The organism is Paraburkholderia sp. SECH4, assembly GCF_030511745.1.
GTDB classification, from domain to species: Bacteria; Pseudomonadota; Gammaproteobacteria; order Burkholderiales; family Burkholderiaceae; genus Paraburkholderia; species Paraburkholderia madseniana.
In genome coordinates, this window is the sequence record NZ_JALOCP010000010.1 from 44,004 (window position 1) to 69,799 (window position 25,796).

19 protein-coding genes and 1 pseudogene are annotated in these 25,796 nt (G+C 61.3%); 12 read left to right on the top strand and 8 right to left on the bottom strand.

What is annotated here, in order from left to right:
* Nucleotides 1-151: 151 nt before the first annotated feature.
* Nucleotides 152-1,633: a glucose-6-phosphate dehydrogenase gene (zwf, locus tag M0D67_RS15925; RefSeq protein WP_266239162.1), complete on the top strand. Its 1,482-nt coding sequence runs from the start codon at nucleotides 152-154 to the stop codon at nucleotides 1,631-1,633.
* Between the two features lie 117 nt (nucleotides 1,634-1,750).
* On the opposite strand, the gene icmH is transcribed toward zwf, so the two are convergent.
* The 3 genes from icmH to tssJ all read right to left on the bottom strand — a co-directional run bounded on the left by icmH (nucleotide 1,751) and on the right by tssJ (nucleotide 4,608).
* Nucleotides 1,751-2,530: a type IVB secretion system protein IcmH/DotU gene (gene icmH, locus M0D67_RS15930; protein WP_093638426.1), complete on the bottom strand. Its 780-nt coding sequence runs from the start codon at nucleotides 2,528-2,530 to the stop codon at nucleotides 1,751-1,753.
* Nucleotides 2,527-3,873: a type VI secretion system baseplate subunit TssK gene (gene tssK / locus M0D67_RS15935; protein WP_093638429.1), complete on the bottom strand. Its 1,347-nt coding sequence runs from the start codon at nucleotides 3,871-3,873 to the stop codon at nucleotides 2,527-2,529. The genes icmH and tssK overlap by 4 nt, the downstream gene beginning before the upstream one ends.
* 108 nt (nucleotides 3,874-3,981) lie before the next feature.
* Entirely contained in the window at nucleotides 3,982-4,608 is a 627-nt protein-coding gene (tssJ, locus tag M0D67_RS15940; RefSeq protein ID WP_154561597.1) for a type VI secretion system lipoprotein TssJ, read from the bottom strand.
* Nucleotides 4,609-4,971: 363 nt separating this feature from the next.
* Between tssJ and M0D67_RS15945 the strand changes: the two genes are divergently transcribed.
* The 9 genes from M0D67_RS15945 to tssA all read left to right on the top strand — a co-directional run bounded on the left by M0D67_RS15945 (nucleotide 4,972) and on the right by tssA (nucleotide 15,783).
* Nucleotides 4,972-5,664, top strand: coding sequence for a tetratricopeptide repeat protein (locus tag M0D67_RS15945; RefSeq protein ID WP_154561530.1), 693 nt, complete (start codon nucleotides 4,972-4,974; stop codon nucleotides 5,662-5,664).
* A gap of 37 nt (nucleotides 5,665-5,701) precedes the next feature.
* Nucleotides 5,702-6,250 carry a type VI secretion system contractile sheath small subunit gene (gene tssB, locus M0D67_RS15950; protein ID WP_154561528.1) on the top strand — a complete coding sequence of 183 codons (549 nt, stop codon included), beginning with the start codon at nucleotides 5,702-5,704 and terminating at the stop codon, nucleotides 6,248-6,250.
* An 18-nt stretch (nucleotides 6,251-6,268) separates the two neighbouring features.
* Nucleotides 6,269-7,759 carry a type VI secretion system contractile sheath large subunit gene (gene tssC, locus M0D67_RS15955; protein ID WP_093638439.1) on the top strand — a complete coding sequence of 497 codons (1,491 nt, stop codon included), beginning with the start codon at nucleotides 6,269-6,271 and terminating at the stop codon, nucleotides 7,757-7,759.
* 72 nt (nucleotides 7,760-7,831) lie between these two features.
* Entirely contained in the window at nucleotides 7,832-8,335 is a 504-nt protein-coding gene (locus M0D67_RS15960; protein WP_054036475.1) for a type VI secretion system tube protein Hcp, read from the top strand.
* 82 nt (nucleotides 8,336-8,417) lie between these two features.
* Nucleotides 8,418-8,897 (top strand): type VI secretion system baseplate subunit TssE, encoded by a 480-nt coding sequence (tssE, locus tag M0D67_RS15965; RefSeq protein WP_054036473.1) that lies wholly within the window; start codon nucleotides 8,418-8,420, stop codon nucleotides 8,895-8,897.
* Between the two features lie 101 nt (nucleotides 8,898-8,998).
* Nucleotides 8,999-10,837: a type VI secretion system baseplate subunit TssF gene (gene tssF / locus M0D67_RS15970; protein WP_154561526.1), complete on the top strand. Its 1,839-nt coding sequence runs from the start codon at nucleotides 8,999-9,001 to the stop codon at nucleotides 10,835-10,837.
* On the top strand, nucleotides 10,801-11,895 hold the full coding sequence (gene tssG / locus M0D67_RS15975; protein WP_266239163.1) for a type VI secretion system baseplate subunit TssG: 1,095 nt from the start codon (nucleotides 10,801-10,803) through the stop codon (nucleotides 11,893-11,895). Before tssF ends, tssG begins: the two co-directional genes overlap by 37 nt.
* 35 nt (nucleotides 11,896-11,930) lie before the next feature.
* Nucleotides 11,931-14,606, top strand: coding sequence for a type VI secretion system ATPase TssH (gene tssH, locus M0D67_RS15980; protein ID WP_266239164.1), 2,676 nt, complete (start codon nucleotides 11,931-11,933; stop codon nucleotides 14,604-14,606).
* A gap of 67 nt (nucleotides 14,607-14,673) precedes the next feature.
* Nucleotides 14,674-15,783, top strand: coding sequence for a type VI secretion system protein TssA (tssA, locus tag M0D67_RS15985; RefSeq protein WP_266239165.1), 1,110 nt, complete (start codon nucleotides 14,674-14,676; stop codon nucleotides 15,781-15,783).
* 84 nt (nucleotides 15,784-15,867) lie between these two features.
* Here tssA and M0D67_RS15990 read toward each other — a convergent pair whose 3' ends face one another.
* The 4 genes from M0D67_RS15990 to M0D67_RS16005 all read right to left on the bottom strand — a co-directional run bounded on the left by M0D67_RS15990 (nucleotide 15,868) and on the right by M0D67_RS16005 (nucleotide 22,834).
* Nucleotides 15,868-16,824, bottom strand: coding sequence for an OmpA family protein (locus tag M0D67_RS15990; RefSeq protein ID WP_154561518.1), 957 nt, complete (start codon nucleotides 16,822-16,824; stop codon nucleotides 15,868-15,870).
* 4 nt (nucleotides 16,825-16,828) lie between these two features.
* Nucleotides 16,829-17,821, bottom strand: coding sequence for a type VI secretion system-associated protein TagF (gene tagF, locus M0D67_RS15995; RefSeq protein WP_054036464.1), 993 nt, complete (start codon nucleotides 17,819-17,821; stop codon nucleotides 16,829-16,831).
* Nucleotides 17,818-21,720: a type VI secretion system membrane subunit TssM gene (gene tssM, locus M0D67_RS16000; protein ID WP_266239166.1), complete on the bottom strand. Its 3,903-nt coding sequence runs from the start codon at nucleotides 21,718-21,720 to the stop codon at nucleotides 17,818-17,820. The genes tagF and tssM overlap by 4 nt, the downstream gene beginning before the upstream one ends.
* A 268-nt stretch (nucleotides 21,721-21,988) precedes the next feature.
* Nucleotides 21,989-22,834, bottom strand: a complete 846-nt coding sequence (locus M0D67_RS16005; protein ID WP_054036462.1) for a M15 family metallopeptidase — start codon at nucleotides 22,832-22,834, stop codon at nucleotides 21,989-21,991.
* 125 nt (nucleotides 22,835-22,959) lie between these two features.
* Here M0D67_RS16005 and M0D67_RS16010 point away from each other — a divergent pair, with 125 nt between their 5' ends.
* Together M0D67_RS16010 and M0D67_RS16015 are read left to right on the top strand one after the other, a co-directional pair.
* On the top strand, nucleotides 22,960-23,904 hold the full coding sequence (locus M0D67_RS16010) for a hypothetical protein (protein ID WP_266239167.1): 945 nt from the start codon (nucleotides 22,960-22,962) through the stop codon (nucleotides 23,902-23,904).
* Nucleotides 23,905-23,972: 68 nt separating this feature from the next.
* Nucleotides 23,973-24,203, top strand: a pseudogene (locus tag M0D67_RS16015) (nucleoside hydrolase); the annotation flags it as partial.
* Nucleotides 24,204-24,234: 31 nt separating this feature from the next.
* On the opposite strand, the gene M0D67_RS16020 reads toward M0D67_RS16015, so the two are convergent.
* Nucleotides 24,235-25,191: a LysR family transcriptional regulator gene (locus M0D67_RS16020; RefSeq protein ID WP_168435750.1), complete on the bottom strand. Its 957-nt coding sequence runs from the start codon at nucleotides 25,189-25,191 to the stop codon at nucleotides 24,235-24,237.
* Nucleotides 25,192-25,796: the final 605 nt, after the last annotated feature.

Here is a 25,796-nt window from a genome sequence, read left to right on the forward strand (position 1 = left end):
GCATCTTGCGCCAACCTGCGGCACATGTTGCCGTGCAAACAATCTCAAAACGTTGCACCATAGGCGTTTGCCAGAAAAAAGCGCCGGTCCGCCGGCGTTTTTTGCCCTTTGTCTGTTGACTTGACGCCTACCACGACGCTGCGATCGCGCTATGACGACCCAACACGCTTCAGCCACTCCCAACCTGCCGCTCGACATGATCATCTTCGGCGGCACCGGCGACCTGTCATTTCGCAAGCTGCTGCCCGCGCTCTACATGGCGCATCTGCACTGCAATCTGCCGCCGGACACCCGCATTATCACGATCGGCCGCAAGCCGTGGTCGCGTGAGGAGTACATCAGCGAATTCATGGAAGCGAAGGCGAAGCCCTTCATCGAAAAGAAGGCGTTCGATGCCACCGCCTGGGACAAATTCCTCGCGCTGTTCGAGTACGTGCGCATGGACGTCGATTCGGTCGAGGACTACCAGCGTCTGAAGGAAGTGTCGCGCGAAGGCGTGCGGCGCGTGTTCTATCTCGCGACCTCGCCGGATCTGTTCACGAATATCTGCGAAAACCTTTCGGCGGCGGGATTGGTCGACGAGAATTCGCGGGTGGTGCTCGAGAAACCGCTGGGCCACGATCTGGCGTCCGCGCAGGAGATCAACACGGCGGTTGGCAAGCATTTCAGCGAGGCGCAGATCTATCGGATCGATCATTACCTCGGCAAGGAAACCGTGCAGAACCTGATGGTGCTGCGCTTTGGCAACGCGATTTTCGGTCCGTTGTGGCAGGCGCCGTATATCAAGCGCGTGCAGATCACCGTGGCCGAAGAGGTCGGGGTGGGCAGCCGCGCGGGCTTCTACGATAAAACCGGTGCGCTGCGCGACATGGTGCAGAACCACTTGCTGCAGTTGCTGTGCATCGTCGCCATGGAGCCGCCGGTGTCGCTCGATCCGGATGCGGTGCGCGACGAGAAGCTCAAGGTGCTGCGCTCGCTGCGCCCCATGACGCCCGAGGATATCGCGCGCGATACCGTGCGCGGCCAGTACACGGCCGGCGCGGTAAACGGCGAGCCGGTGAAGGGCTACCTCGAGGAAGACAATGTGCCGGCCGGCAGCCGCGCCGAGACTTTCGTCGCGCTGCGCGCGCATATCAACAACTGGCGCTGGGCCAACGTGCCGTTTTACCTGCGCACCGGCAAGCGTCTGCAGAAGAAGGTATCGGAAATCGTTATCGAGTTTTCCGAATTGCCGTTCTCGATCATTCCGAGCGGTGGGCGCAATTACGGCAACCGTCTCGTGATCCAGTTGCAGCCGGAAGAGTCGATCCAGTTGCAGATGCTCGCGAAGGAACCCGGCAGCGGCATGCACATGTTGCCGGTGAATCTGAACCTGGACTTGCAGCAGGCTTTCACCGAGCGTCGCGCGGAAGCATACGAGCGTTTGTTGATCGACGTGATTCGCGGACGCCTCACGCACTTCATGCGCCGTGACGAACTCGAAGCCGCATGGGCGTGGGCCGAACCGATTCTGGATGGCTGGGCCAAGTCGGGCGACAAGCCGCGTGGTTATACGGCAGGCACGTTTGGGCCGGCTGCGTCGACGGCGCTGATGGCGCGTGAAAACGCCGTGTGGGCGGAAGAGTCGCAGTAAGCGGAGCAGGCAGTCAGGCGTCGGCGGTACGTCGACGCTTCGAAGCGTTCGTCTCGCACTAAAAAAGGCGGCCCGTTTTCACGGGCCGCCTTTTTCGTTACGCGTTGCCGTTCTGATTTACGGCAGCGAAATCGTCAACGTGGCCGATTGCGGGCCGAGCTTGACCACCTGCGAATACGGAGCGAGCGTGCGCAACGTCTGATCTTTCAGGTAAGTGTTCAGGCCGAGATAAGCGAGCAGCCCAACCAGCGCGAACACCGCGCCGATCGACCACAACGGCACCTCGCGCTTGAGCCGGTGCGCCACCTGATCCGGCAGCGGCCAATGCGGCGCGAACGGTGCGCGCTTGCCTTTCATATGCGCGATTTCGTCGCCGATGCGTGCGGTCAGATAGGCGAGCTTCTCCGGTCCTTCGAGCAGATACTTGCCCTGGAAGCCGAGCAGCAGGCACATGTGGAACACTTCGAGCGACTGTAAACGCGCGGCACCCTGCGCGCGGCATTCCTCGAGATACTGGAAGAATTTCTCGCCTGCCAGTTGCTCGCCGAACAGCACCAGTTGCAACGGCCGACGCTCCCATTCCGTGCGGATCTTGAAGGTGGATGACAACACCGATTCGTCGATGGCGGCGCAGAACGCAAACTTGGACGCGTAGACATCTTCCGCCGACGCGTTGAGCTTTTTCGCACCGCGCTCGAAGTCGCCGAGAAACTGCTGGATGCGCTGGCTGAATTCGTGCGCGTCGCCAGGCTCGCGGCCGTTCTTCAACAGAAACAGCATGAAGAAGCCGTCGTAGAGCAGATCGAGCAGCGAGCGGACCTGATAGCTCGGCTCGGTCATGGGGGCGGGCGTCGCGGCAGGCGTGCTGCCGCCAAACAGGGAAGGCGCGTAGCTCATGATGTGACGGCGATCAGTTCGAGTTGAAGATCGTTGATGCCCGACGGCGCGTAGATCATTGCCGATTGGGCCTGCAACATGCGGTCATACAATGCGCCGCGCGATTCGCAAGAGAAGTAGCATGCGCCCGGCCGCACCGGAATGGCGGGCGGCACTTGCGGCGTGTAGACGAGGCGCACGCCCGGCATGGCCGAGAGCACCAGCTTGTCGACGTCGTCCGGCGCGCCGACCTTGAAGCGGGCGGGTACGGCTTCGACCAGTTCAGCGGTTGGCATGTCCGCGGACACCGCGATGTAGAACATCGTTTTGTCGTCGATCTTGCCCGAGTCGAGACGGCCTGCATGGAACGACGGACGCACTTCTTCGAGCGCGATCGCGAAGTAACGCGTGGAGATCACGGTTTCGAGCAGATCGCGCAGGATCGTGTCGAGACGCGCAAAGCCGGGGCCGGGATCGTCATGCCGGTAAGCCGGCAGGTCGGACAGCGCATAGCCCTTCGAAAACGTCATCAACTGGCCGGCCAGACGCAGCAACTCCTGGAACAGGCGTTCAGGATGCAGCGCCGAATGCTGATAAAGATGCGCGAGCGAGGCAAACGCGGCGCTCGCGGTGTGCAGCAGCCAGAACGACGCGATGTCGCCGGAGCGGAACTCGATGATGTTCTTGGTCGGCTCGCGGTGAAAACCATACAGTGCGTTGACCTTGGCCTGCAGCGCGTCGATCAGTTGACGCAGCCGTTGATGCAGGATCGGCGACGCATCGATCGCGAGGCAGGGCGGCACGAACGTGTCGTCGATTTCAAAACCCGAGGTGGCGGTGCGGCGAACGCGCACGAGCGGCACCGACAGCAACTGGTCGCGCGGCTCGCTATGCGCAATGAGTTTGACGCTGGTCTTCAGGAAGGTGATGTCGGCTTCGGCGGCGTCGGTGAAATGATCGGCCACCGGTGTTTGCTCGCTGACGTAACGCGATACGAAGCCTGCATTGCTGTCTTGTGAATAGTTCGCGCCGGCTTCGCGCAACGGATGCAGCGCGAGATAGAAGGTAAATTCGTTGATGCCGTCTGGCAGCGTGTCGAGCGCGATCGGCGGTGGCAGGCCGTCGGCTTGCGGCGCTGAGTAGAGCGCGCCATCCGGAAACACCAGCGAGAGTTCGCTCACGCGCAGCACGTTGCTGCCGAGTGCGTCGCGGTCGAAGCGCGCCGAACGCACGCCCCAGTTGTACGGCTGGATCGCCTGGATCGATTCGAACAGGCGCGCCTCGTGATAGGCGTCCTGACGCTGAAAATGCTGCGGCCTCAGAAACAGGCCTTCCCCCCAGAGCACTTTTGCTGAATAACTCATCTCAAACCTGTTATATGCGTTCAGCGTGTGACGCGTCCGGAGATAAACGATTCGAACGCCACATTGTTAATTCTCTAAAAACTGTTAAATCGTATTTGCACGGCATCTTTAGCCGCAGCTTACCGAAGAAAGCATATTCAACGGCTGGGCGGGCAATCCCTGTTCTGGCGGGATCACAGTGCCGTTGGTCACCGTCATTGCACAGTTATGCAGGCCGATCATTATGCCGGATTTCTCCGACTTCGCCGGGTCGAAGGCGAATTTCCAGCGTTGCATGGCCGGATCGCGGAATAGAGCGACGATACCGAATGCCTGCGCTTCACGCGAGACTTTTTCGGTGACGACGTAACGTTGACCGGGGATCAGTGTCACTTCGCGCACGCCCAGCAGATCGCCACCCAGTATGGTCTTTTCCTTGGCCGGATCGGTAAAGGCGTCGAATGGCGCCTGCTGGAATGAAGTGGGGTCTTTCAGCACGTAAAGCCGCACGACCAGCGCCAATGGGCGGTTGTCATTGGCGGCATTCAGATTTGACGCGGCGTATAACGTGAGGCCGACATTACGTGGTGGCTTTTGCGCATCGGGTACGTCGGGCTTACCGAGGCCGCTCGCCTGCAAAACCGCGTTGGCAGCGGCTCCCAGCGCCGGCACGGCGGCCGCGCAGCCGCCCAGCAGCGCGCACGCCGCGGCGGTTGCAATCAATAGCGATGCATGGCGAACAAGACGCGAATTCATATACATCGACCGGCTCGGCGCCGTCCCCCGTCAAAACATCAATAACGAATTCAATCCCGCAAATTTGCAGCAACGCTATGCCGCGTAATGCCGCTTTATGCAAAGTGCATTGTTCTATGGCACTCGCGTGTTTGCAGGTCGGTAGGCGGAAATTTTTTCCGCTCTCCACAATGCGGCTATTGCGCCAGGAAACAATTTCTGCATGTTTCGTTTAAATCATCCACATGCATTTTTTTTGTGCAATGCTTCTTCACACGAAAGTTGAATTATCGAAAATTGGCCTGTACTATACCCGCGCAGTTGAAGCAAAGCAAAACTCCGGTTTCTCCTTGAATTAAAAAAATCGCACGTCGGTGAAAAACGATGAATGAGCGTCTGTTAGTAAAACTATCTGGGGTAGTGTTGGCATGCGGCGTGATTGCCGGTTGCGCGACACAGGGCAACAACACAGCGACCACACCGGAGGCTTTTAATAAGCAACTCGCGGACGCGGATACCGTCGCCAAGGGCGGTGATCAGGATCGCGCCATCGCGCTTTATCAGCAATTGTCAAAATCCGATCCGACCCGTGAAGAACCGTGGTCGCGCATTGCGCAGATCCAGTTTACTCAGGGTCACTACGGTCAGGCCATCGTCGCCGCGCAAGAAGCGCTGCAGCGCGACCAGACGGATCGTCAGGCCAAGAGCGTGCTGGCGGTAGCCGGCCTGCGCGTGGCCACGCAATCGCTCGGCGAACTGCGTCAGGATGCGTCGCTCGCGGGTGATGCGAAGTCGGACGCGCAAGCGCTCGCCAAGCAGTTGCGCGACACGCTCGGCGAAGCCACGTTGTTCCCGCCTGACCCGAACGACAAGCCGGCCGTGAAGAAGAAGCGCATCGTTCGCCACGTCGTTGCCAAGGGCAAGGCCGGGGATACGCCGGATGCCACCACCAGCGCAGCGGCTCCGGCCGCTACGCCGGCGGCCCCCGCGGCGCCTGCCGCCCCGGCTGCGCCTGCAGCACCCGCCAAAGCCGCACAAAGCGGCGGCGCGTCCGACCCGTTCAGCGCGCTGCGCTGATCCACACGCCTGACCTATCTGCATCCGGGAGCCGACGATGGCGAAGAAAGAAAGTATTCAGAAGCGTTTGCAAAAAGTGCGGCCTCCGCGCGTTCAACTGACGTACGAAGTTGAGCGCGGCGATGCGATCGAGATAAAGGAGTTGCCGTTCGTCGTCGGCGTGGTTGCCGATCTGGCAGGGCAGTCCGAAGTCGAGCAGCCGAAGTTGCGCGATCGTAAGTTCGTCAATATCGACCGCGACAATTTTGACGACGTGATGAAAGCGATCGAGCCGCGCGCTGCGTTTCAGGTGGAAAACCGCCTGAGTGAGGCGGGCGGCAAATTTGCAGTCGACTTGCGTTTCAAGTCGATGGCCGATTTCAATCCGGATGAGGTGGTCGCGCAGATCGAACCGCTGCGCCGTCTGCTCGATGCGCGTTCGAAGCTGGCCGACCTGCGCAACAAGCTGGCCGGCAACGACAAGCTCGAGGACCTGCTGAGCGAAGTGCTCAACAACACGCAGCAGTTGCAGACGCTGGCGAAAGATCAGGGCAACGCAGCAGACCAGCACGCCGGCGCGCCGGATCACGACAAGCAGGGCGAATAAGTACGTACGGGGTGTGAGATGAACCAGCAAACGGCAGCAGCCCAACTCGCCAGCGTGCAGAGCGGCACGGAATCCACGCTGCTCGACGAAATCGTCGAGAAAAGCCGCGTGGCGAAGTCCGATTCCGAACACGCGCGCGCGAAAGACCTGATCGGCGAGCTCGTCCACCAGGTGCTCGACGGCACGGTGGTCATGTCCGACAACCTGTCGGCCACCATCGACGCGCGCGTCGCGGAACTCGACCGCCTGATCTCTGCGCAACTGAGCGCGGTGATGCATGCACCGCAATTCCAGCGCATGGAAAGCACGTGGCGCGGCCTCGACTATCTGTGCAAGGAAAGCAATACCGGCTCGACGGTCAAGATCAAGGCGCTGCACGCGCCGAAGCGCGACCTCGTGCGCGACTTCAAGAACGCGATCGAATTCGACCAGAGCGCACTCTTCAAGAAGGTGTATGAAGAAGAGTTCGGTACGTTCGGTGGCGCGCCGTTCGGCACGATCATCGGTGACTTCGAAGTGACGCGTCAGCCGGAAGACGTGTACTTCATCGAACAGATGGCGCATGTCGCAGCTGCGGCGCACGCACCGTTCATCGCATCGGCGTCGCCTGAACTGATGGGTCTCGAAACGTTTGCCGATCTCGGCAAGCCGCGCGATCTCGGCAAAGTGTTCGATACCGTCGAATACGCGAAGTGGAAGTCGTTCCGCGACTCCGAAGACTCGCGCTATGTCGGCCTGACCTTGCCGCGTTTCCTCGGCCGCCTGCCTTTCAATCCGAAAGACGGCGCCACGGCGGAAGGCTTTAACTTCGTCGAAGACGTGGACGGCACCGATCACAGCAAATACCTGTGGTGTAACGCAGCGTGGGCATTTGCCGCCCGCCTGACGGCTGCATTCGACGACTTCGGCTGGTGCGCGGCGATTCGCGGCGTGGAAGGCGGCGGTCTGGTTGAAGACCTGCCCACCCACACGTTCAAGACCGACGACGGCGAAGTTGCGCTGAAATGCCCGACCGAAATCGCGATTACCGATCGCCGCGAAAAGGAACTGAGCGACCTCGGTTTCATTCCGCTCGTGCACTGCAAGAATTCGGATTACGCCGCGTTCTTCGCCGCGCAATCGGTGCAGAAGCCCAAGAAATACAGCACCGATAGCGCGAATGCGAACGCCGTGCTGTCCGCGCAGCTACAGTACATCTTCTCGGTATCGCGCGTCGCGCACTACCTGAAGGCGATGATGCGCGACAAGATCGGCAGCTTCGCATCGGCGCAGAACGTCGAAGTATTCCTGAACCGTTGGATCTCGCAGTACGTGCTGCTGGACGACAACGCGACTCAGGAGCAGAAAGCGCAGTTTCCGCTGCGCGAGGCATCGATACAGGTCTCGGAGATTCCGGGCAAACCTGGTGCGTATCGTTCGGTCGCATTCCTGCGTCCGCACTTTCAACTGGACGAGCTGTCGATCTCTTTGCGGCTTGTCGCTGACCTGCCGAAACCGGCAAATTCATAAACGAAGTCAGAAAGCCCGTGCCGGCCGCACGGGCAGGCTGTTAAAACCACCTCTTTGGGGAGTCGATGAGTTATGAAGGACATCTATTTAAAATTCGGCAATCCGGCGATCAAAGGCGAGTCTGCCGATAAAGATCATGCTGGCTGGATCGAAATCGATTCGTGGAGCCACTCGATTACGCAACCGCGTTCGGCAACGGCTTCAACGGCGGGCGGTCACACGTCCGAGCGTTGCGAGCACGCTGACATGCAGTTCACGAAAGACATCGACGTGGTCAGCCCGCTGATCTATCAACACGCATCGGGCGGCACGACGTTCGACGAAGTGACGATCGACTTCATGCGTTCGGATGGCGAAGGCAACCGCATCAAGTACCTGGAAGTGAAGCTCAAGTACGTGATCATCTCGAGCGCTACGCCAAGCGTGGTGGGCGAAGGCCTGCCGACCGAACAGTTCTCGCTGAAATACGCTGCAGTGCAGTGGAAGTACACGCAGCAGAAGATCGGCGGCAACCAGGGCGGCAACGCGCAAGGCGCATGGAGCCTGACGAAGAACGACAAGACGTACGCGGTCTGATGCCGGGGCGCACGCGGCGCGCGCCTGAAAAGGCTGACGCCCGCCGCGCGCGCCTCGCATCGAACCGGTTTTTCGGACGCTGATGAAACGCTTCGAACCCAGCTTTCTCGACAAGCTGTTCGACGACGAACCGCATCTGCCGGCTTCCCCGGCGATGCGGCAATTGTCGTTGGACGAGCTGAAGGCCACCGTTGCGCGCGACGTCGAGGCAATCCTGAACACCCGGATTGCCCTGACCGAGCACGAGCTGGCGGCGCTGCCGGAATGTCAGCGCTCGGTGCTCACGTACGGGCTGAACGATTTCGCGGGCTTGAGCCTGGCGAGTCACTACGACCGCACGTTTATCTGCAAATCGATTCAACAGGCCATCGCACGGCATGAGCCGCGCTTGCAGCAGGTGGCGGTCACGCTCGAATTGAACGAACAATCCACCAACGCGCTGAACTTTGCGATTCAGGCGTTGCTGGTGGTGCACCCGGCGGAAGAACCGGTGAGTTTCGATGCGATGCTGCAGCCTTCCACGCTGCAGTATTCGGTGACGCGCGCACGCGCGAAGCTTTAGTACCTGCGTTTTAGTGTTTTGAGTACCGCTTTGTCGTCGCCGTTAACGCGCAACGGCAGCGACTGATCAGGCGGCGATGGTTCAGGTTCGGGGATAGATCGATGGAAGAATTGCTGCCGTATTACGAGCGCGAATTATCATTTTTGCGGCGCTATTCGCGCGATTTCGCCGAGCGCTATCCGAAGATCGCAGCGCGCCTCGCGATGTCGGGCGAGCACTGCGAAGATCCGCACGTCGAGCGGATGATCGAATCGTTCGCGCTCCTGGGCGCGCGTATCAACAAGAAGCTCGACGACGATTACCCCGAATTCACCGAAGCGCTGCTGGAAGTGCTGTATCCGCACTACTTGCGGCCGTTTCCATCGTGCTCGATCGCGCAGTTGGGCACCTCGGCCGCGCTCAGCCATCTGACCGAGCCGGTGCTGGTCGAGCGTGGCACCGAACTCAAGTCGCGACCGATTCGCGGCGTGCAATGCCGTTTCCGGACCGCCTACGACGTGACGCTGGCGCCGATCCGGATCTCGGAGGCGAAGTACACATCGGTGGCCATGGCGCCGAGCGCGACCGTCCTGCCAGGCAACGCTACGGCGATCGTGTCGATCACGTTCGAATCCACGGCTGCGCAGCTCGATCTCTCCGCATTGAAAGTCGGCACGTTGCGCACGCACCTGCACGGCGAACAGTCGTTTATCGCGGCGCTGGCGGACTGCCTGTTCGTCAACGCGATGGCCACTTATGTCGAAGCCGACCGCCGCGGTGTGTGGACGCAACTGCGCGAATCGCCGGTCGTACAAGCCGGTTTCGATGAAGACGATGCGCTGATCGACTATCCGGCCAAATCACATCCGGCGTACCGGTTGCTGACCGAATACTTTGCTTTCCCCGAAAAATTCAACTTCACCGATTTCGATCTGGCGGCGATGACGCGCGCGAGCGGTCGCTGCCAGCGTCTGACGCTGCACATCGTACTCAAGGAAGTGCGCAGCGATTCTCACGTCGCGCGCTTGCTGGATTCGTTGTCCGCGCATCATTTCCGCTTGTTCTGCACGCCGGTCGTGAATCTGTTCGAACAGCACGGCGAGCCGATCCGCGTCAGTCACCAGGCGATTTCGTACCCGGTGATCGCCGAAGCGCGCCGGGCATTCGCGTACGAAGTCTATTCGATCGACTCGGTGAAACTCGTCCGGCAGCAGGCGCATGAAGAATCGGTGATCGAATTCCGGCCGTTCTATTCGCTGCATCACGGCGAAGCGGCGCGTGCGGGACACTACTGGTTCGCGCGTCGCAACGATTGGGTCGCGCAGAAAAGCCCCGGCTACGAGACCGAAATCTCGATCGTCGATATCGACTTCGAGCCGGCCGCGCCGCAGACCGATACGCTGAGTCTCGATCTGACGTGTACCAATCGCGACCTGCCGGCCGGCCTCGCCGTGGGTCTTGAAGGCGGCGATCTGTTTCTGGAAGGCGGCTCCTTGACCGGCAGCATCACAATGCTGCGCAGGCCGACGCCTAGCGTGCGTTTCGAACGCGGGCGCGCCTCGCACTGGCGGCTGATTTCGCATCTGGCGCTGAATCATGTGTCGCTCGCCAATAGCGGCCTGTCGGCGCTGAAGGAAATGCTGGTGCTTTACGATTTGCGGCGCACGGCGGTGTCGGCGCGGCATATCGACGGTCTGGTCGGCATCGAACAGCGCGCAGCGGTGCAATGGTTGCCGGGCAAGCCGTTTGCAACTTTCGTGCGCGGCATCGAGATTCGTTTGACGATCGACGAAGAGCATTTCGTCGGCACGAGTCTCGCTTCGTTCGTGCGGGTGATCGATACGTTTTTCGGGCTGTACGTGCATCTGAACAGCTTTGTGCAACTGGTCGTCGTGTCGAAGCGCACCGGCGAGGAGATTCTGCGATGCAAACCGCGCAGCGGCGAATCGATCCTGGCGTAGTCGAGCAACTTCTCGACGAACCGCATCGCTTCGAATTTTTTCAGGCGGTGCGGATTCTCGAGAAGTGGTTCGCGCAACAAACGCCGTCGAGTCATGGACGCCCCGGCGAAATCGTCGCGCAGCGGATTGCCTTTCGCAATTCGCTGTTGATGTCTTTTCCGCCTAGCGAAATTCACAGCGCACAGTCTTACGACGATGAAGGCACGGCGCTGAAAGAGAAGCCGCAACGCACCGCCGCGCTCGAAGCGGGTTCGCTTCACAAGGTCGATATCACGCCGGCGTTTTTCGGTTTGCTCGGCGGGCAGGGCGCGTTGCCGCTGCATTACACCGAGCAGATCATCGCGCGTGAGCAGATCAAGCGCGACCGGGCCGCACGCGAATTCTTCGACGTGTTTTCGAATCGCGCGACTGCGCTGTTCTACGCGGCGTGGAAGAAGTACCGGTTGCCGTTTCACTACGAACTGGATCGCGACGAACGTTATCTGCCGCTGTTGCTCGCGTTGGCAGGCGTCGCCGACGACGACACGCGCAACAGTCTGCAAAGCGGCGACGGCGCGCTATTCGACGAAGCGATTGCCGGTTATGCATTGGCCGCACGGCACCGGCCGGTTTCAGCGGCCTATCTGCAGCGTACGCTGTCCGAGTACTTTAAGGTGCGGGTGCGGGTCGAGCAGTTCGTCGGCAAATGGTACGACGTGCCGCGCGATCAATTGACCGTGCTCGGCGGTGTCAACGCGACGCTCGGCGCAACGGCGCTGGCGGGCGAGCGGGTCTGGCAACGCGACATGCGCGCGCGGCTCGTGATCGGGCCGCTCGACAAGGCCGACTACGAAGCGTTTTTACCTGGCGCCGACCGCGCCGTGGCGCTCGAACGCATGCTGACGCTGCTCGCCGGCGTGACCCTCGAATATGAGGTCTCGCTGGTACTGCGCCGCAAGGAGGTGGGACCCAGCATGCTGAGCGGCGGTGCGCGCCTCGGCTGGGACGCATTCCTGTGCACGAGAGAAGGCGACCGTGACCGTGCGGATGCCCGCTACGAATTGCATGTGATTCACTGACTACAACGATAGAACCTGGACCCGGATCGCACGACATGAGCACGTCCCTCAATACCCTGATCGCCAAACTGAATCCGACCTGCCGGCAAGCGGCTTTGCTCGCGGCGAACAACTGTCTCGCGCGCGGTCACTATGAGGTCGACCTTGAACATCTGTTGCTGGCGCTGCTGGATGAACCGGCGAGCGACGTCACGCTGGTACTGCGCGCATGCAGGGTCGACGCACATGCCTTGCGTGCTGATATCGAGCGCGAATTGCAGCGATTGAAAACCGGCAATACGCGCACGCCTGTGTTTTCGAAGCATCTGATCGATTTGCTCGAACAGGCGTGGTTGATCGCGTCGCTCGATTCGCAGATTGGACGGATTCGCTCGGGACATTTGCTGCTCGCGTTGTTGACGGCGCCGGACCTCGCGCAGTTCGCCGAACGCATGTCGCCGCTGCTGCGCGACGTGCGGGTGACGGATCTGAAGCACAAGTTCGACGAAATGACCGCGGGGTCGCGTGAAGTCGAACGTAGCAATGCGGCAGAGAACGCCGCAGAAGCCGTAAGCGATGCAGCTGCGACCGACTCCGCACCCGGTGCGCCTTCTAAAACCCCCGCGCTGGATACCTACACCAGCAATCTGACGCAGCGTGCGCGTGAAGGCAAGATCGATCCGGTGATCGGCCGTGAGGGCGAGATTCGCCAAACGATCGACATCCTGATGCGCCGCCGGCAGAACAATCCGATCATGACGGGCGAGGCGGGCGTCGGTAAAACGGCGGTGGTCGAAGGCCTCGCGCTGCGCATCGCGGCCGACGACGTGCCCGCACCGCTGAAAGGAGTCGCGTTGCACGTGCTCGATATGGGGCTGCTGCAAGCCGGCGCAAGCGTCAAAGGCGAGTTCGAGAACCGCCTGAAGAACGTGATCGACGAGGTGAAGAAGAGCCCGCATCCGATCATTCTGTTTATCGACGAAGCGCATACGATCATCGGCGCCGGCGGCCAGGCCGGGCAGAACGACGCGGCGAATCTGCTGAAGCCCGCTTTGGCGCGCGGCGAATTGCGCACCATCGCGGCGACTACGTGGGGCGAATACAAGAAGTACTTCGAGAAAGATGCGGCGCTGGCGCGGCGTTTCCAGGTTGTAAAGATCGAAGAGCCGAGCGAGACGCTCGCGGCGGCGATGTTGCGCGGCATGGCCGCGTTGATGGAAAAGCACTTCAATGTCCGCGTGCTGGACGATGCGATCACCGAAGCAGTGCGTCTGTCGCATCGCTACATCAGCGGCCGTCAACTGCCGGACAAAGCGATCAGCGTGCTCGACACCGCCTGCGCGAAAGTCGCGCTCGCGCATAGTTCGACACCCGCCGCGATCGACGACACGAAGAAACGGCTCGAGCGCATCGACGCCGAAATCGCGGCGCTGGAGCGCGAAGTGGCGAGCGGTGCGTTGCACGACGAGCGGCTCGCGGAACTGCGCAGCCTGCGTGAAGAAGACGTGAAAGACCTGGCCGTTGACGAGGCGCGCTACGACAAGGAGCGCGCATTGGTAACGGAGATCGTCGGCTTGCGCGCGGAAATCGACGCCGCGCGCGTAAGTAGTGCAGACGCCGCGCAGGCCGACAAGGCTCAGCAGGCGCGCGAAACGCTGGCCACGCGTGTTGCGGAATTACATGCATTGCAGGGCGGCCAGCCGATGGTCCCATTGCAGGTCGACGGCCACGTGGTCGCCGAAATCGTCGCTTCATGGACCGGCATTCCGCTCGGCCGCATGATCAAGGACGAAATCCAGACCGTGCTGAATCTGCAGCCGTTGCTGGCCGCTCGCGTGATCGGGCAGGACCATGCGCTCGATGCGATCGCGCAGCGCGTGCGCACCGCCAGCGCGAGTCTCGAAGATCCGAACAAACCGCGTGGCGTGTTCATGTTCGTCGGACCGTCGGGTGTCGGCAAGACCGAAACCGCGCTGGCACTCGCCGACGTGCTGTACGGCGGCGAACGCAAGATGGTCACGATCAACATGAGCGAGTATCAGGAGGCGCACAGCGTGTCGGGCCTGAAGGGTTCGCCGCCGGGCTACGTCGGTTACGGCGAGGGCGGTGTGCTGACCGAAGCGGTGCGTCGCAATCCGTATTCGGTAGTGCTGCTCGACGAGGTGGAAAAGGCACACCCGGACGTGCTGGAAATGTTCTTCCAGGTATTCGATAAGGGCACCATGGACGACGCCGAAGGGCGCGAGATCGATTTCCGCAACACGCTGATCATTCTGACCTCGAACGTCGGCTCGCAGGCGGTGATGCAGGCATGCCTGAACAAGAGCGCCGAAGAACTGCCCGATCCGGACGAACTCGCGGAGACGTTGCGCCCGCAACTGTACAAGACGTTCAAGCCGGCGTTCCTCGGCCGTATGAAAGTGGTGCCGTACTATCCGATCTCCGACGACGTGCTGGCCGAAATTATCGACTTGAAGCTGGAGCGGATTCGCCGCCGCATCGAATCGAATCACAAAGCGGTGTTCGAGTGGGACGAGTCGCTCGTCGACGCTGTGCTGGCGCGCTGCACCGAAGTGGATTCCGGCGCGCGCAATGTGGACCACATTCTGAACGGCACGCTATTGCCCGAAGTCGCGCAGCAGATGCTCGAGCGTATTGCCAACGGCACCGCGATCGAACGCATCGCGGTCCGTGCGAGCGAGGCGGGCGAGTTCGAATACACGGTTGCGTGAACAGGCAAGTCCCCGCCTGCCTGCCAATCTGTTTTAATGCCGTACCGGATACTTATTGCTTTCTGTCATGCCGACTAATCTGAACACGCTGCTGGCGCCGATCAGCGAAGCCTCGCCTTGTGGCGACGACCTGCTGTTTTCGGCGGATTTCGACGCGATTCAGCACGCGCGCCGATTCGAAGACCCGTCGCTGGATCAAGGCGAATGGGTCACGGATATCAAGGAGGCCGACTGGCCATTCGTGGTCGAACGCTCCAGCAACCTGCTGCAGACGCAGACCAAGGACCTGCGCCTCGCTGTCTGGCTCACCGAGGCGTTGGCCATCGAAGAGGGCGTGACCGGTCTCACACAAGGGTATGCGCTGCTGACGGGGCTGTGCGAAAAGTACTGGGATTACGTGCATCCGTTGCCGGAAGGCGACGACACCGAGTATCGCCTCGGCAACGTTGCGTGGCTGATGGGCCGCACCGGTGATCTGCTGCGGGCGATGCCGCTCACGTCGTCGCAAGGCAGCTCGTACAGTACGATCGATTGGGACGTGGCAACGCACGTCGCGCAAGCGGTCAAGCGCGATCCGGATCACGCCGACGACATCGCGCGCGGCAAGCCTTCCATCGAGCAGATCGAGGCGTCGAAACGCGCCACGCCGCCGGCGTTCTATTCGACCCTGCTGGTGGATCTGAAAGCATTCGAAGCGGCAATGCTCGCACTCGAACAGCAACTGGACCAGCGCGCGGCCGATTCAGCACCGAGTTTCCGTCAGGCGAAAGATGCGTACGAGAGCGTCTACCGGTTGGCGGAACGCTTTGCACGCGAACTGGGCGTCAGCGCTGAAGCGTCGCCGCCGAAAGCGCCGAAGCCGGAAGAACACGAACGCGCCGAGCCTACCTTCAAGACTTCACCGCAACGCGAGGAACCCGTGTTGACGACCATGCCGACCACGATCAGCCCGATTGCAGGAATCCAGAGCCGCGCGCAAGCCGTCGCGCAGTTGCGTGCCGTGGCCAAGTTCTTTCGCAGCACCGAGCCGCATAATCCGGCTGCTTACCTTGCGGACAAGGCGGCGGAGTGCGCGGATATGCCTTTGCATCAGTGGTTGTCGTCGGTGGTGAAGGACGATGGGTCGCTCGCGCATATTCGCGAGTTGTTGGGCGTGAAGCCCGAGGAAAACAGCTAGAACTTCCTTGAACACAAGCAAAAAAGCCAGGCATCGAAATCGGTGCCAGGCTTTTTCAATTCATAAGGTCAAGCAAGCAGCAACTCAAGACCCCGCGCGAAACTCAATACGCCGATTACGCGCCCGCCCGTCGGTCGTATCGTTCGATGCGATCGGCTGATCCGGACCAACCCCTGTGGTCGTCATCTGCTCGGGCGGAATGCCTCTCGCGACCAGATAACCCTTCACCGCATCCGCACGCGCCTGGCTCAGCGCGATATTCGAGGTGCGATTGCCCGAGTTGTCGGTATGGCCGATGATCGCCACCGTCTTCGTCTGCATCTTCGACAACACGGCCGCCATCTGATCGAGAATCGCGCGGCCTTGCGGCGTAAGTGTCGCGCTGCCCGTCTCGAACTCGATTGTGCGATTCGCCAGCGTCTGGTCGAGCAGGCCCTGTTCCGATGCGCTCACGCGCAGGCCGTTCTTGATCGTGTAGGTCGGATTCAGCGCGTTCGCCATATCGCTTGCGAGTTGCTGGCGCTGCGATTCGTTATGCACCTCGCCCTTCACGTCGATCTGCGTGCCGTCGATCTTCAACTGGCCTTTGCTGATCTGCTTCAACTGCGGGCCGATCAGCTTTTGTACGTTGGCGGACCAGTTCGGCGGCGTCGCAACGTCGGCGACTTCGATCTGATCGACCACGTTGGCCGCGCCGTAGGTGTCGCGCAGACGTGCGAGCACGGCCGCTTTGGTCGCTTCATCCGGCACCTTTCCGCCCACCACCACCTGGCCCGGCGTTGCATTGGCGGGCGGCGGCGCTGCGCTGATCGCACCGGTGCCGCCGCCCGTCGTACCGCTGGCGAGGCCGGCCGTGCTGACCGCAGGACCTGCAGTGCCCTGCTGAGCCGAAGAAGGCGCGGGCAGAACCGTCGTGCGAATCGCCATGCCGCTGTTGTCGACCGGCGTGACGCGTGCCGGGCCGTCGTTGTCGGCATGGGCGAGTGCGCAGACGAGAAGGCCCGCCAGCAGCGAGGCAATGCGCGTGTGTTTGCTCAACATCGTGTCACGCTCCCGTGAATGCTTCGCGGAACGTGTCGATGCTGACACGCAACGACAGTTGCGGTTGGTCGAGGTAGCTGACGAGCTTGCTAATGCCATGGTCGTTTTGTGCGTGTTCGTCGATCCACTCGGGATCGTCGATATCGATGTTGTGTGCCGCGTACGCCTGCGGATCGACCACGCTGTGCAGCGTTTTGGCCGAGGCACCGTTAAAGCCGATGATGAGCCGTTCGCGTTCGGCAATCGTGCCGATAAAAATCGCCAGTTCGAAATCAGCCTGCGAGACGAACGGTGCGATCAGTTCGAGCCAGAAAGCGGCGACGAGCGAGCGATAGAACGGATCGTTAGGTAGCGGCAGTGTGAGCCCGCGTTCGAGATGCGACGAACCGCTTTGCATCACCGGACGCAGCAGCGAACCGAGCGCTAGCATCGCGCCACGCAAGCGCACCGGATGGCCGCTTGCAAGCAGCATCTGTTCGAGGCCGGAGAGGGTCTGATGCTCGACGAAGTCGTTGAAGGTGCCGTCGTGCGGATTGCCCGGACCGCCGCCGATTTCGATCGGCACTTGCGTTTCGCCGAGCGCGTGCAACGCGCCGGCTGGCTCGCTCACGCCGAGCAACGGCTTCATCTGCGAGGCGATACGCGACCACAGGCGCGCGAAGGCCAGCGGACTGTGCGCGAGGAACGTCAGCGGCTTTTCTACTTCCAGCGCGGTGGCGGCAAGAAACGGAAAGCGGCGCGACGATTGATCCTGGCTCGCCACCATATGCCCGGCGATCGCTAGCTTGCTGCGCGAGCCGAGGAACGCGAAGTGCATCGGCTTGGCGTTTTCGTAGACGATCTTCCAGCGCGGATCGTCAGTGAGCAACTCCATGGCCTCGGCGATCCAGCGGTCGAGCGTGGCCAGCAATTGCGGGTTATGCGCGCTTTTGACGAAGTCGCCGCGCGACGGGATCTTGCCGAAGTAGGCGATTTGCGCCTGCACGGTTTGCGTCATTGCGCACCTCCTGTGTTCGAAACCGCGGCGGCGGCCGTGGCCGGCCGTGCCGCTGGTGAGGCCGGTGCGACAGCGGGCACGGTGCCCGCTGTTCCTGTTGGTCCTGGCGCACCCGCGGCTGTCGCATTGACTGAATTCGCCGCGGCGCTCACGTCCGCTACCGACGACGGCAGCCGCAAGCCGCGCAGGCTTTGCTGTTGCGGTGCATCGCTGCTGGCACCGCCCGAGGCCTGCGACGTGCTGATGATGCGCATGCTGACCGCCACCGTGACATTGCCTTGCGTCCACGACAGATCGAAGGTGCCATCCGGACGGCGTTTGCGTTGCGCCGAGTTGATCAGTTTCTCCAGACCGTAGCGGCCCGGCTCGTTGACCAGTTGCAGCGTGCGGCCGTCGAAGGTCGTGGCATTCAGCGTGGCGCCCGGCGAGCCCGACGGATTCGGCCACACGAAGTTGGTCCACTGCGGCGGCGTATTGCGGTAACGCATCTGCTGGCCATCGATCGCGAGCGTGTATTCCGTGGTGCCGCTGCTTGGTTGCGGCAGGATCTGGAATACGGTCTGCGGTTCGGCCGAGCTTTGGCCACCCGAGGTCGCCGCGCCGCCGGCAAGCGGCGCCACCCAGCGCGCGAAACCGCTGGTGAAGTCGGGCGTCAGCGCGAGACCCATATCGCCCCATGTGCGTGAGGTCAGCGTGTCGCCGCGGCGCACCGCGAGCGGCCCGAGCGTCGTACCGACGAACTTGGCGATCGCGCCGTCCGGCCCGAACACCTGGGCGATTTCGCCGGCGCCGGCCTCGACCTTCGCATCGCCTGCAAACGGATACTTGTTCGCGAGCGCCCCCTGGAAGGTCTGGTAGACCTGTGCGTTCCACACCTTGTTGACTTCGACGCTGGCCGGCTGGATCACCACTGCATACGCCGCCATCAGCGGACGCACCAGCAGCGGGCGCAGTGCCTTGCGTTGCGAATCGGTGAGACCCGTCAGCATCTGTTCGTCGACGTACTTCAGCGAATCAGCCAGTTCGGAGCCGCTGCCGTCGAGTGTCTGCTGCATCAGCTGACGCGCGCCCGGTCCCGGATCGCCCTGATTCTTGATCACGTTGAAGCGCGTACGGACCTTCGAGAGCGTGTCCATGTAGCCCTTCAACATCGAGCCGTTGTCGCCGGAGACGACGATGCGGCCCAATGCCGAGAACTCCTGGCCGATCGGGCCCATCGGCACTTCGACCGGATTGCCGTTGATGTCGATGTTGGCGTTCAACTGGCCGGTCGGCGCACGCGCGAACCAATTCTTGAACCAGCTGGTCATGCCGGTTTGCGCGCGCTTCAGGTTCGCGTTGAAGAGCGACGGGTTGTCCCACGAAGTCTGGTCATACGCGGTTTCGAGGACCTTGCGGATCGGCGAATCCTGCGGGTCGCCGAGACGGTTCATCGCATCCACCGCCTGACCGAAGCTGCCGAAGCTCTGCACGGCAATGCCTTGCATGAACTTCTGCCAGTGCATCGCGTACTCCGTTTTGTACATCGCCACGAGTGCTTTCTGGATCTGCTCGGGGCTGCCTTCGAGCGTCAGGTCGTCGTGCGCGGAGGTATTGAGCACCCAGTCCTTGGCCTGCAATTCCTTGGTGGCGGCATCGCGAATCGCCGGCTGCACGTACTGGAACCACGCTTCACGCGTGAAGGTGCCGGGAATCGCGTAGCTGCCGGCCACCAGCGCCGTATTGTTTTCGCCGACGATGCGCGCGATCGTCATCGGCGCGAAGCGGGTCGACGCACGCGCCTTGATTTCTTCGTAGACACGCTGACGAGCCGGCATGCCGCGCACCACGCGGCGCAGGTTTTCACGGGTCTGGTCGACGAGGCCGAGGTTCTGGTCGATCATCGGCCAGTCGTTGTCGGACACGCGCGACAGATAGAAGGTGATCATGCGCTCGGCGCTGCGGATCATCTCGTCGCGGGGCATGTTGCCGCGATTCGTTTCGAGCCAGCCGCGCCAGAAGCGGGCGACCTGATCAGTCAGGTGCGCGGTTTCCACGTGACGCTTGTCGCTCAGCATCAGGTAGGTCTTGAGCGCGTTGTACGCGTCTTCGACGTTGGTCGGCGACGCGTCGCTATACAGGCCACCCTGGCTGTTCGCCGCCATCGCCGTGTGTGCGGACACCGGAATCGCGGCGGCGTCCGGCGTGCGGTTCAGCGGCGCGAGCTGATCGGGGTGCGCATTGACGTCCTTCAGGAACGACGCGAGATTCTGCGAGACCGGGTCGAGCAGGATCTGGCGCACGCCGTTGTAGTACTCGGTGAGCAAGTGCTGCTCGAGGCGGTCGCCCTGATACAGCCCGAGCGACACGGCTAGCGGCTTGTCGCGGCGGAACTGTTCGAGCTGGTCGATGCGGTCTTCCAGAATGTCCATGGCCTGCAAGCGCGATTGCAGGTCATTGCGGTTCTGCTGCAGGCGCACCACGTTGTCGAGGTCGGCCTTGACGTTGTCGGCGAGCTGCTCATTGCCGATCGTCGACCACGTCCAGCCGCCGAGCGCCAACGCGAGCACCGCGACGAAGCCGAAGAACGTGGCATAACGCATGCGCGTCTTGGCGGGACTGGCGAACTGCTTGACGGTCTGCCGGTCGGCGAAGATCACCTTGGAGAACAGGTCGCGCAGGAAGAAGCCGTTCTTCGAGAACGCGCTATGCGGCTTGGGCAGACTGTCCGCGGAGAGGCCAAAGCGGTTGGCGATGCGCGTGGCGGCGGCGCTGTTGGTTTCGCCTTCCTGCAACGCGCTGGTGAAGTAGAAGCCACGGAAAATCGGCTTGTGCTGGAACGGGTTGGTTTCGAACAGCGTGGCGAGGAACGCGCGCAACGCGGGCTTGATCGCCGAGAATTCGAGCGGGAAGCTCAACTGGCCCGGCGAGAGCTTGTTGCCGCGGTTGATCGACATCTGCGCGACGCTGATTTCTTTCAGGCCGTCATAGAGCTCTTCGAAGTGCTCGTCGAACAGACCCACCACGTCGCGCTTTTCGTCTGGCTCGTAGGGCAGGGTGGCGCCCCACACGCGGTCGTATTCGTGGCGGTCGCTGCCGCTGAAAAATTCGGTGAAGCCCGTGATCAGGTCGGCCTTGGTGAACATCACATACACCGGCGCGAACACTTCGAGCTTCTCGGTCAACTCCTGCACGCGCTGGCGCAGATTCTTCGCGAGATTGATCGCGAACTCGGGCTTGCTGCTGGTCAACTCGGCAATGCTCGCCGTGACGATGATGCCGTTGATCGGCGCCTTTGGCCGGAAGCGCTTGAGCAGGCCGAGGAAGCCGATCCATTCGGTGCGGTCTTCTTCGTGCACGGAATAGCGGCCGGCGGTGTCGAGCAGAATGCCTTCGGTCGTGAAGAACCAGTCGCAATTGCGCGTGCCGCCGATACCGTGAATCACGGCGTTGTTCTTGTCGGCGAAAGGAAATTGCAGACCGGAATTCAGCACGGCGCTGCTCTTGCCTGCGGCCGGGTTGCCGATCACGATGTACCAGGGCAATTCATACAGCGCCGAGCCGCCGGACATCTGACCGATCTTCGAGGTCTTGATCGTTTTCACCGCGTCGACGAGGCGTGTGCGCAGCACGTCGAGTTCGGCCTGGCGCGCGGGCGTTGGGGCGGGGCCGGTTTCGGTCTGTTTTTCGGCTTGCTGCTCGAGCATCTCGCCGAGCTTGTTGTTCGCGCGCCGTGCGCGCAGGCGGCGCACCACCCAGACCAGCAGCCATAGCGCGATCACCGCGCCGAGCACGATGGCAGGCCACATCAGGTCGATCTGCAAGGTATCGGCACCGATGAACAAAACAGCAGCGAGCGCGAGCAAGCCGATGATCGAGAGCGTGCGTGTATGGGTCAACACGTTAAGAATGCGTCGCATAAGCCGTTCAGGTCTTGGTGATGTGTGTTGTGGCGCGTGTGTGGCAAACAGCATGGCGCGAGCGCGGGCAAAGTCTGCCTGCGCCGCGTTTGAAACAATTCGAAAGCATATTCAGGCGAAGGTGAATGCGGCCGGATTGTTAAATCCGCCATGGAATGTTTCGCCGAGGGCGATGGGGCGAATGCCGTTATGCATGCGGCATTGCCGATTTTTGCCAGAAAATTTGCTTGAACGCCCCATTGCCAACCTCTTTATTGCCCACTTCGCCTTAATGACCACGCCCCAGGACGAAGCCGGGTTTGTGATATTCAACGTGCCCGAGATCCATCAATTTCCAACGGCCACCCCACGTCAGGCCGACCTGTTCGGCCGTCTGTCCGTATAACTGATAGCCTCGCATGGCCCAGGGATCTTTTTCTGAAATGACGAGCTTGCCGTCGCGCAAAAACGCATTGTCCGCGGCAAGACCGTATTGGTGATAGCTTTGAAACGCTGCGGCATTGGTGACGTTGCCCCCCATTTGCGCCAGGCGGTTTTGCCGCTCCGGACTGCGATAACCTTCCAGCAATGCCATTTCATACCCGTACTGCTCGTGCATGATTTTGTAAACGAGCAATAAACGCGTTCTGAAATCGGCGTCGAGCAAATTCCAGTCGCGGCTCGCGTCTTTCAGCGCGGGCCGAATCTGCTCCACTTCCTGCGTTGCAAATACCTCGGGCGGCAGCGGCGGCGGGGGCACGAGCTGTTCGCCATTCAATAACGCGGCAATTTTCTCGTCCGGTACCCGTGCAGTGTCATCGAATTGGAATAATTGCCGACCGCGTAAAGCCAATGCCACCAATGGCGGCGTCGCAAGAATACCTGTGGTGGTAAAAATCAGCAAGCGCCGCTTTGCCAGTAACTTTTGCATATCGACTGCAGTCGATTGCGAAATTTTTGCCGAACGTACTAATTGACCGCGAGCACGTGAAGCACCTTGAGATGCTCCGCGCATAACGCGGCCATGAATGGCGAGTGCGGCGCCTAATAAAGAGGCGCGTACCGCCGGCAATAGCAGCATTGCGGCGATCACAACGGCGAAGGCGAAATAGGCGAGAAGTACTACGGCAATCAAAGTCGACCCCGGAAATTGGAAACAATTGTATTTTGTAATGCTTGCTCTTAGAATCAGGCCTGCTCGGAGAGGAGCCGGAACGGTATTATCACGGCGAAATAATCCAGGATTCAATGAGACAGTGAATGAGTGCGCCGGAAAGTTCGAATTCCAAAGCCCCACCTAGCCTGTTATCCGATAAGGCTAAGGGCGCCGATGGCAATGGTTCGCGAATCCTCGCGAATCTGGAAGGCCGTGTCGAGCCGCCTGCCGATAAACCACGCCGGTCGAAAACGCCGCTCCTGCTGGTCGCCTTGCTGGTGATCGCGGCCGGCGGTTGGGGTGCGTGGCATATGCAGCAGCGTGTGCAGACGGAGTCGTTGGCGTCGGCCACGCCCGCCAACCCAGGGAAAGCTGCTGTGCCGGCGTCCGCCGCGAGCGGTGCTGCGCAGGTCACTGCGAAAGCGGAGGCGCCGGCTGCAGCGTCGTCGCAAGCGGCCACGATCGTTGCTGACGACAGCGACAGCAAGGCGCCAGCGGCCTCCGCGAGTGCGCCTGCAAGTGGCGATGAAAGCCGCTTATCGCGCGCGCTTGCCGATGGCGCTGAGCCGAGCAACGCGTCTACGCCGGTTGCGTCCGCAGCGGCCGCGTCGGCGGTCACGGTGCCGGCGGCAAAGCACGCTAAGAGCTCAACGGCTGTCGCCAGCAATGCGAAACACGACGCGACGGCACACAGCAAGAAGGAAAGCGTGAGCGCAAGCAATCATCACGCGAGCGCGCCGACCGCGGTCGCTCAAACGAAGAAATCGCGTCCGACTGGTAATGCTTCGAAAGATGATTCGGATGCCGATCTATTGGCTGCGCTCGTGGCGCGCACCAAACCGGCCGACGCGAAAGCGGCAGACGGCAGCACGGCCACCAAGGTCAGCGCATCGGCTGCGCCTGGGAACGCCAAGCTGGCCGAACGCGTGAAAGAGTGCGGGCAACGCGGCTTCTTCGAAGACCAGTTGTGCCGCTGGCGCGTGTGCGATGGACATTGGGGTAAAGACCCGGCTTGTCCGGGGGCTGCGCCGCAGGCACGTCAGCCGTAAGTTCGCGTAATGCGCCGCTTGTCTTCGTGACTCGCGGCTACCAGGTCCATGGTCCGCGCGGCTGACCGCTGACGCTGGCGTATCTGATGCATCCGTCGTTCGCGACGCAGACGGTGGATGAATGGGTGGATGTGGATATGAGCTTCGGCGCCAATGACGGCAAGTCGACCGGTTACACCAGTTCCCCGCCGGCGGGTTTGCAGAAGATGACGGTGGTGAAACGCTTCGACAATCCGAGCTTTTTCAATTTCTACGTTGATCTGCTGACACGTCCGGTGCCGGTGACACTACCGAACTGACGTGGTGTTGCGGGCCTGCATGAAACCCGCCTCAAGCGGGATGGAGACCGCGCAACAACTGACGGACTCGCGACAGGTCCTGATTGACGTGTTCGGTCTGCTCGAATAACTCTGCGAGCCAGTCGACGAAGGCCCGCACGCGTGGGGACACCCGGCGGTTCTTCACATACGCGACGGAGACCGGCATCGGCACGGGTTTCCATTGCGGCAGTACTTCGCGCAACAGTCCTGAATCGAGGTAGGGCTGTGCCGCGATTCGCGCGGGCTGGATCAACCCCAGGCCTTGCAATCCGCAGGTGAGATAAGCCTGCTCGTCGCTGACTTTAACGAAGCCTCTGACCTTGACGTTTTGCGCTTCGCCGTCCACTTCGAAGTCGAAATCGACTTCGCGGCCGTTATGCGGCGACATGCAATTGACGGCGACGTGTCCGCGCAGATCGTCGAGGTCGACGGGCGTGCCATGTCGGGCCAGATAAGCCGGGCTTGCGCATGTCACGTGCTCGAGGGTGCCCAATTGCCGCGCGATCAGATTCGAGTCTGGCAATTCGCCTAGCTGGATACTGCAGTCGATGGCTTCCGAGATCAGGTCAACCGTGCGGTTGCTGATGCCGATGGCGAGATCGAGATTCGGATAGCGGGCGTGGAAGTCTTCCAGTGCTGGAAGGACGATGGTGCTTGCTACCGCGCCGGGCATTTCTATGCGCAGGCGGCCGGTCAGGTTATCCGTTGCGTGACGGAGGCTCGCTTCCATTTCGTCGATGTCGGCGAGGATCTGCGCGCAGCGTTCGTAGTAGGCTGCGCCTTCAGGGGTGATGCTCAGGCGCCGCGTCGTGCGGGTTAGGAGGGCGGTGCCTAGTAGGGCTTCCAGATTCTGGACGATGGTTGTCGCTGTCGCGCGAGGGATGTTGAGAGACTCCGCTGCGCGGGTGAAGCTGTTGGTGTCCACGATTCGGATGAATGTCCGCATTGCAGTTATTCTGTCAATCACGATGCAAACTCCTGTTGGTGAAATAAAGGTGTGGGTTTTGCCTGCGCGGCGCTTGTTTGTCAGTGTTCTTAGGCCTTTGGCCTTTCCTTGTTTTGTTAGTGGTCTATTAGTGTTGCCCCTGTGCGGGGCGGCACCTACTTCTCTTTGCCGGCTGCAAAGAGAAGTAGGCAAGAGAAAGCAGCTCAAACCACTCCTGCTAAGCGGGTCCCGTGGTCTGCTGCGGGTAGTGGTGCATCTGGAATCTGTGTTCGTGCACCTGCGTGCGCCAGTGACAAGGGCGTCATACTTCCGGCGGCGCTGCGCGCGCCGAAGAGTACTTCTTAAAACCGCCAGCTACGTTGGTCCTTGCGTTGGCGCTCTCGCGTTTAAGCCTTTGGGTTTGGGCTCTCGTGTTTTTCCGGCACCATGACTCGTTATTGCATCGCCACTGCCACCGCGAGTGATCGATCTTTATTTGAAGTGGGGTTCGCCTATGAGTGCGACGGCGCCTCGCCAAGGCGAAGCCGACGGCCCCCACAAACCTCAACCGAAGCCGCCGGTTTCCCATGCAAACCCGTCCGCGACGCACGCAGTGCGGAGTGGGAGCTGATGACACCTTTGTCACT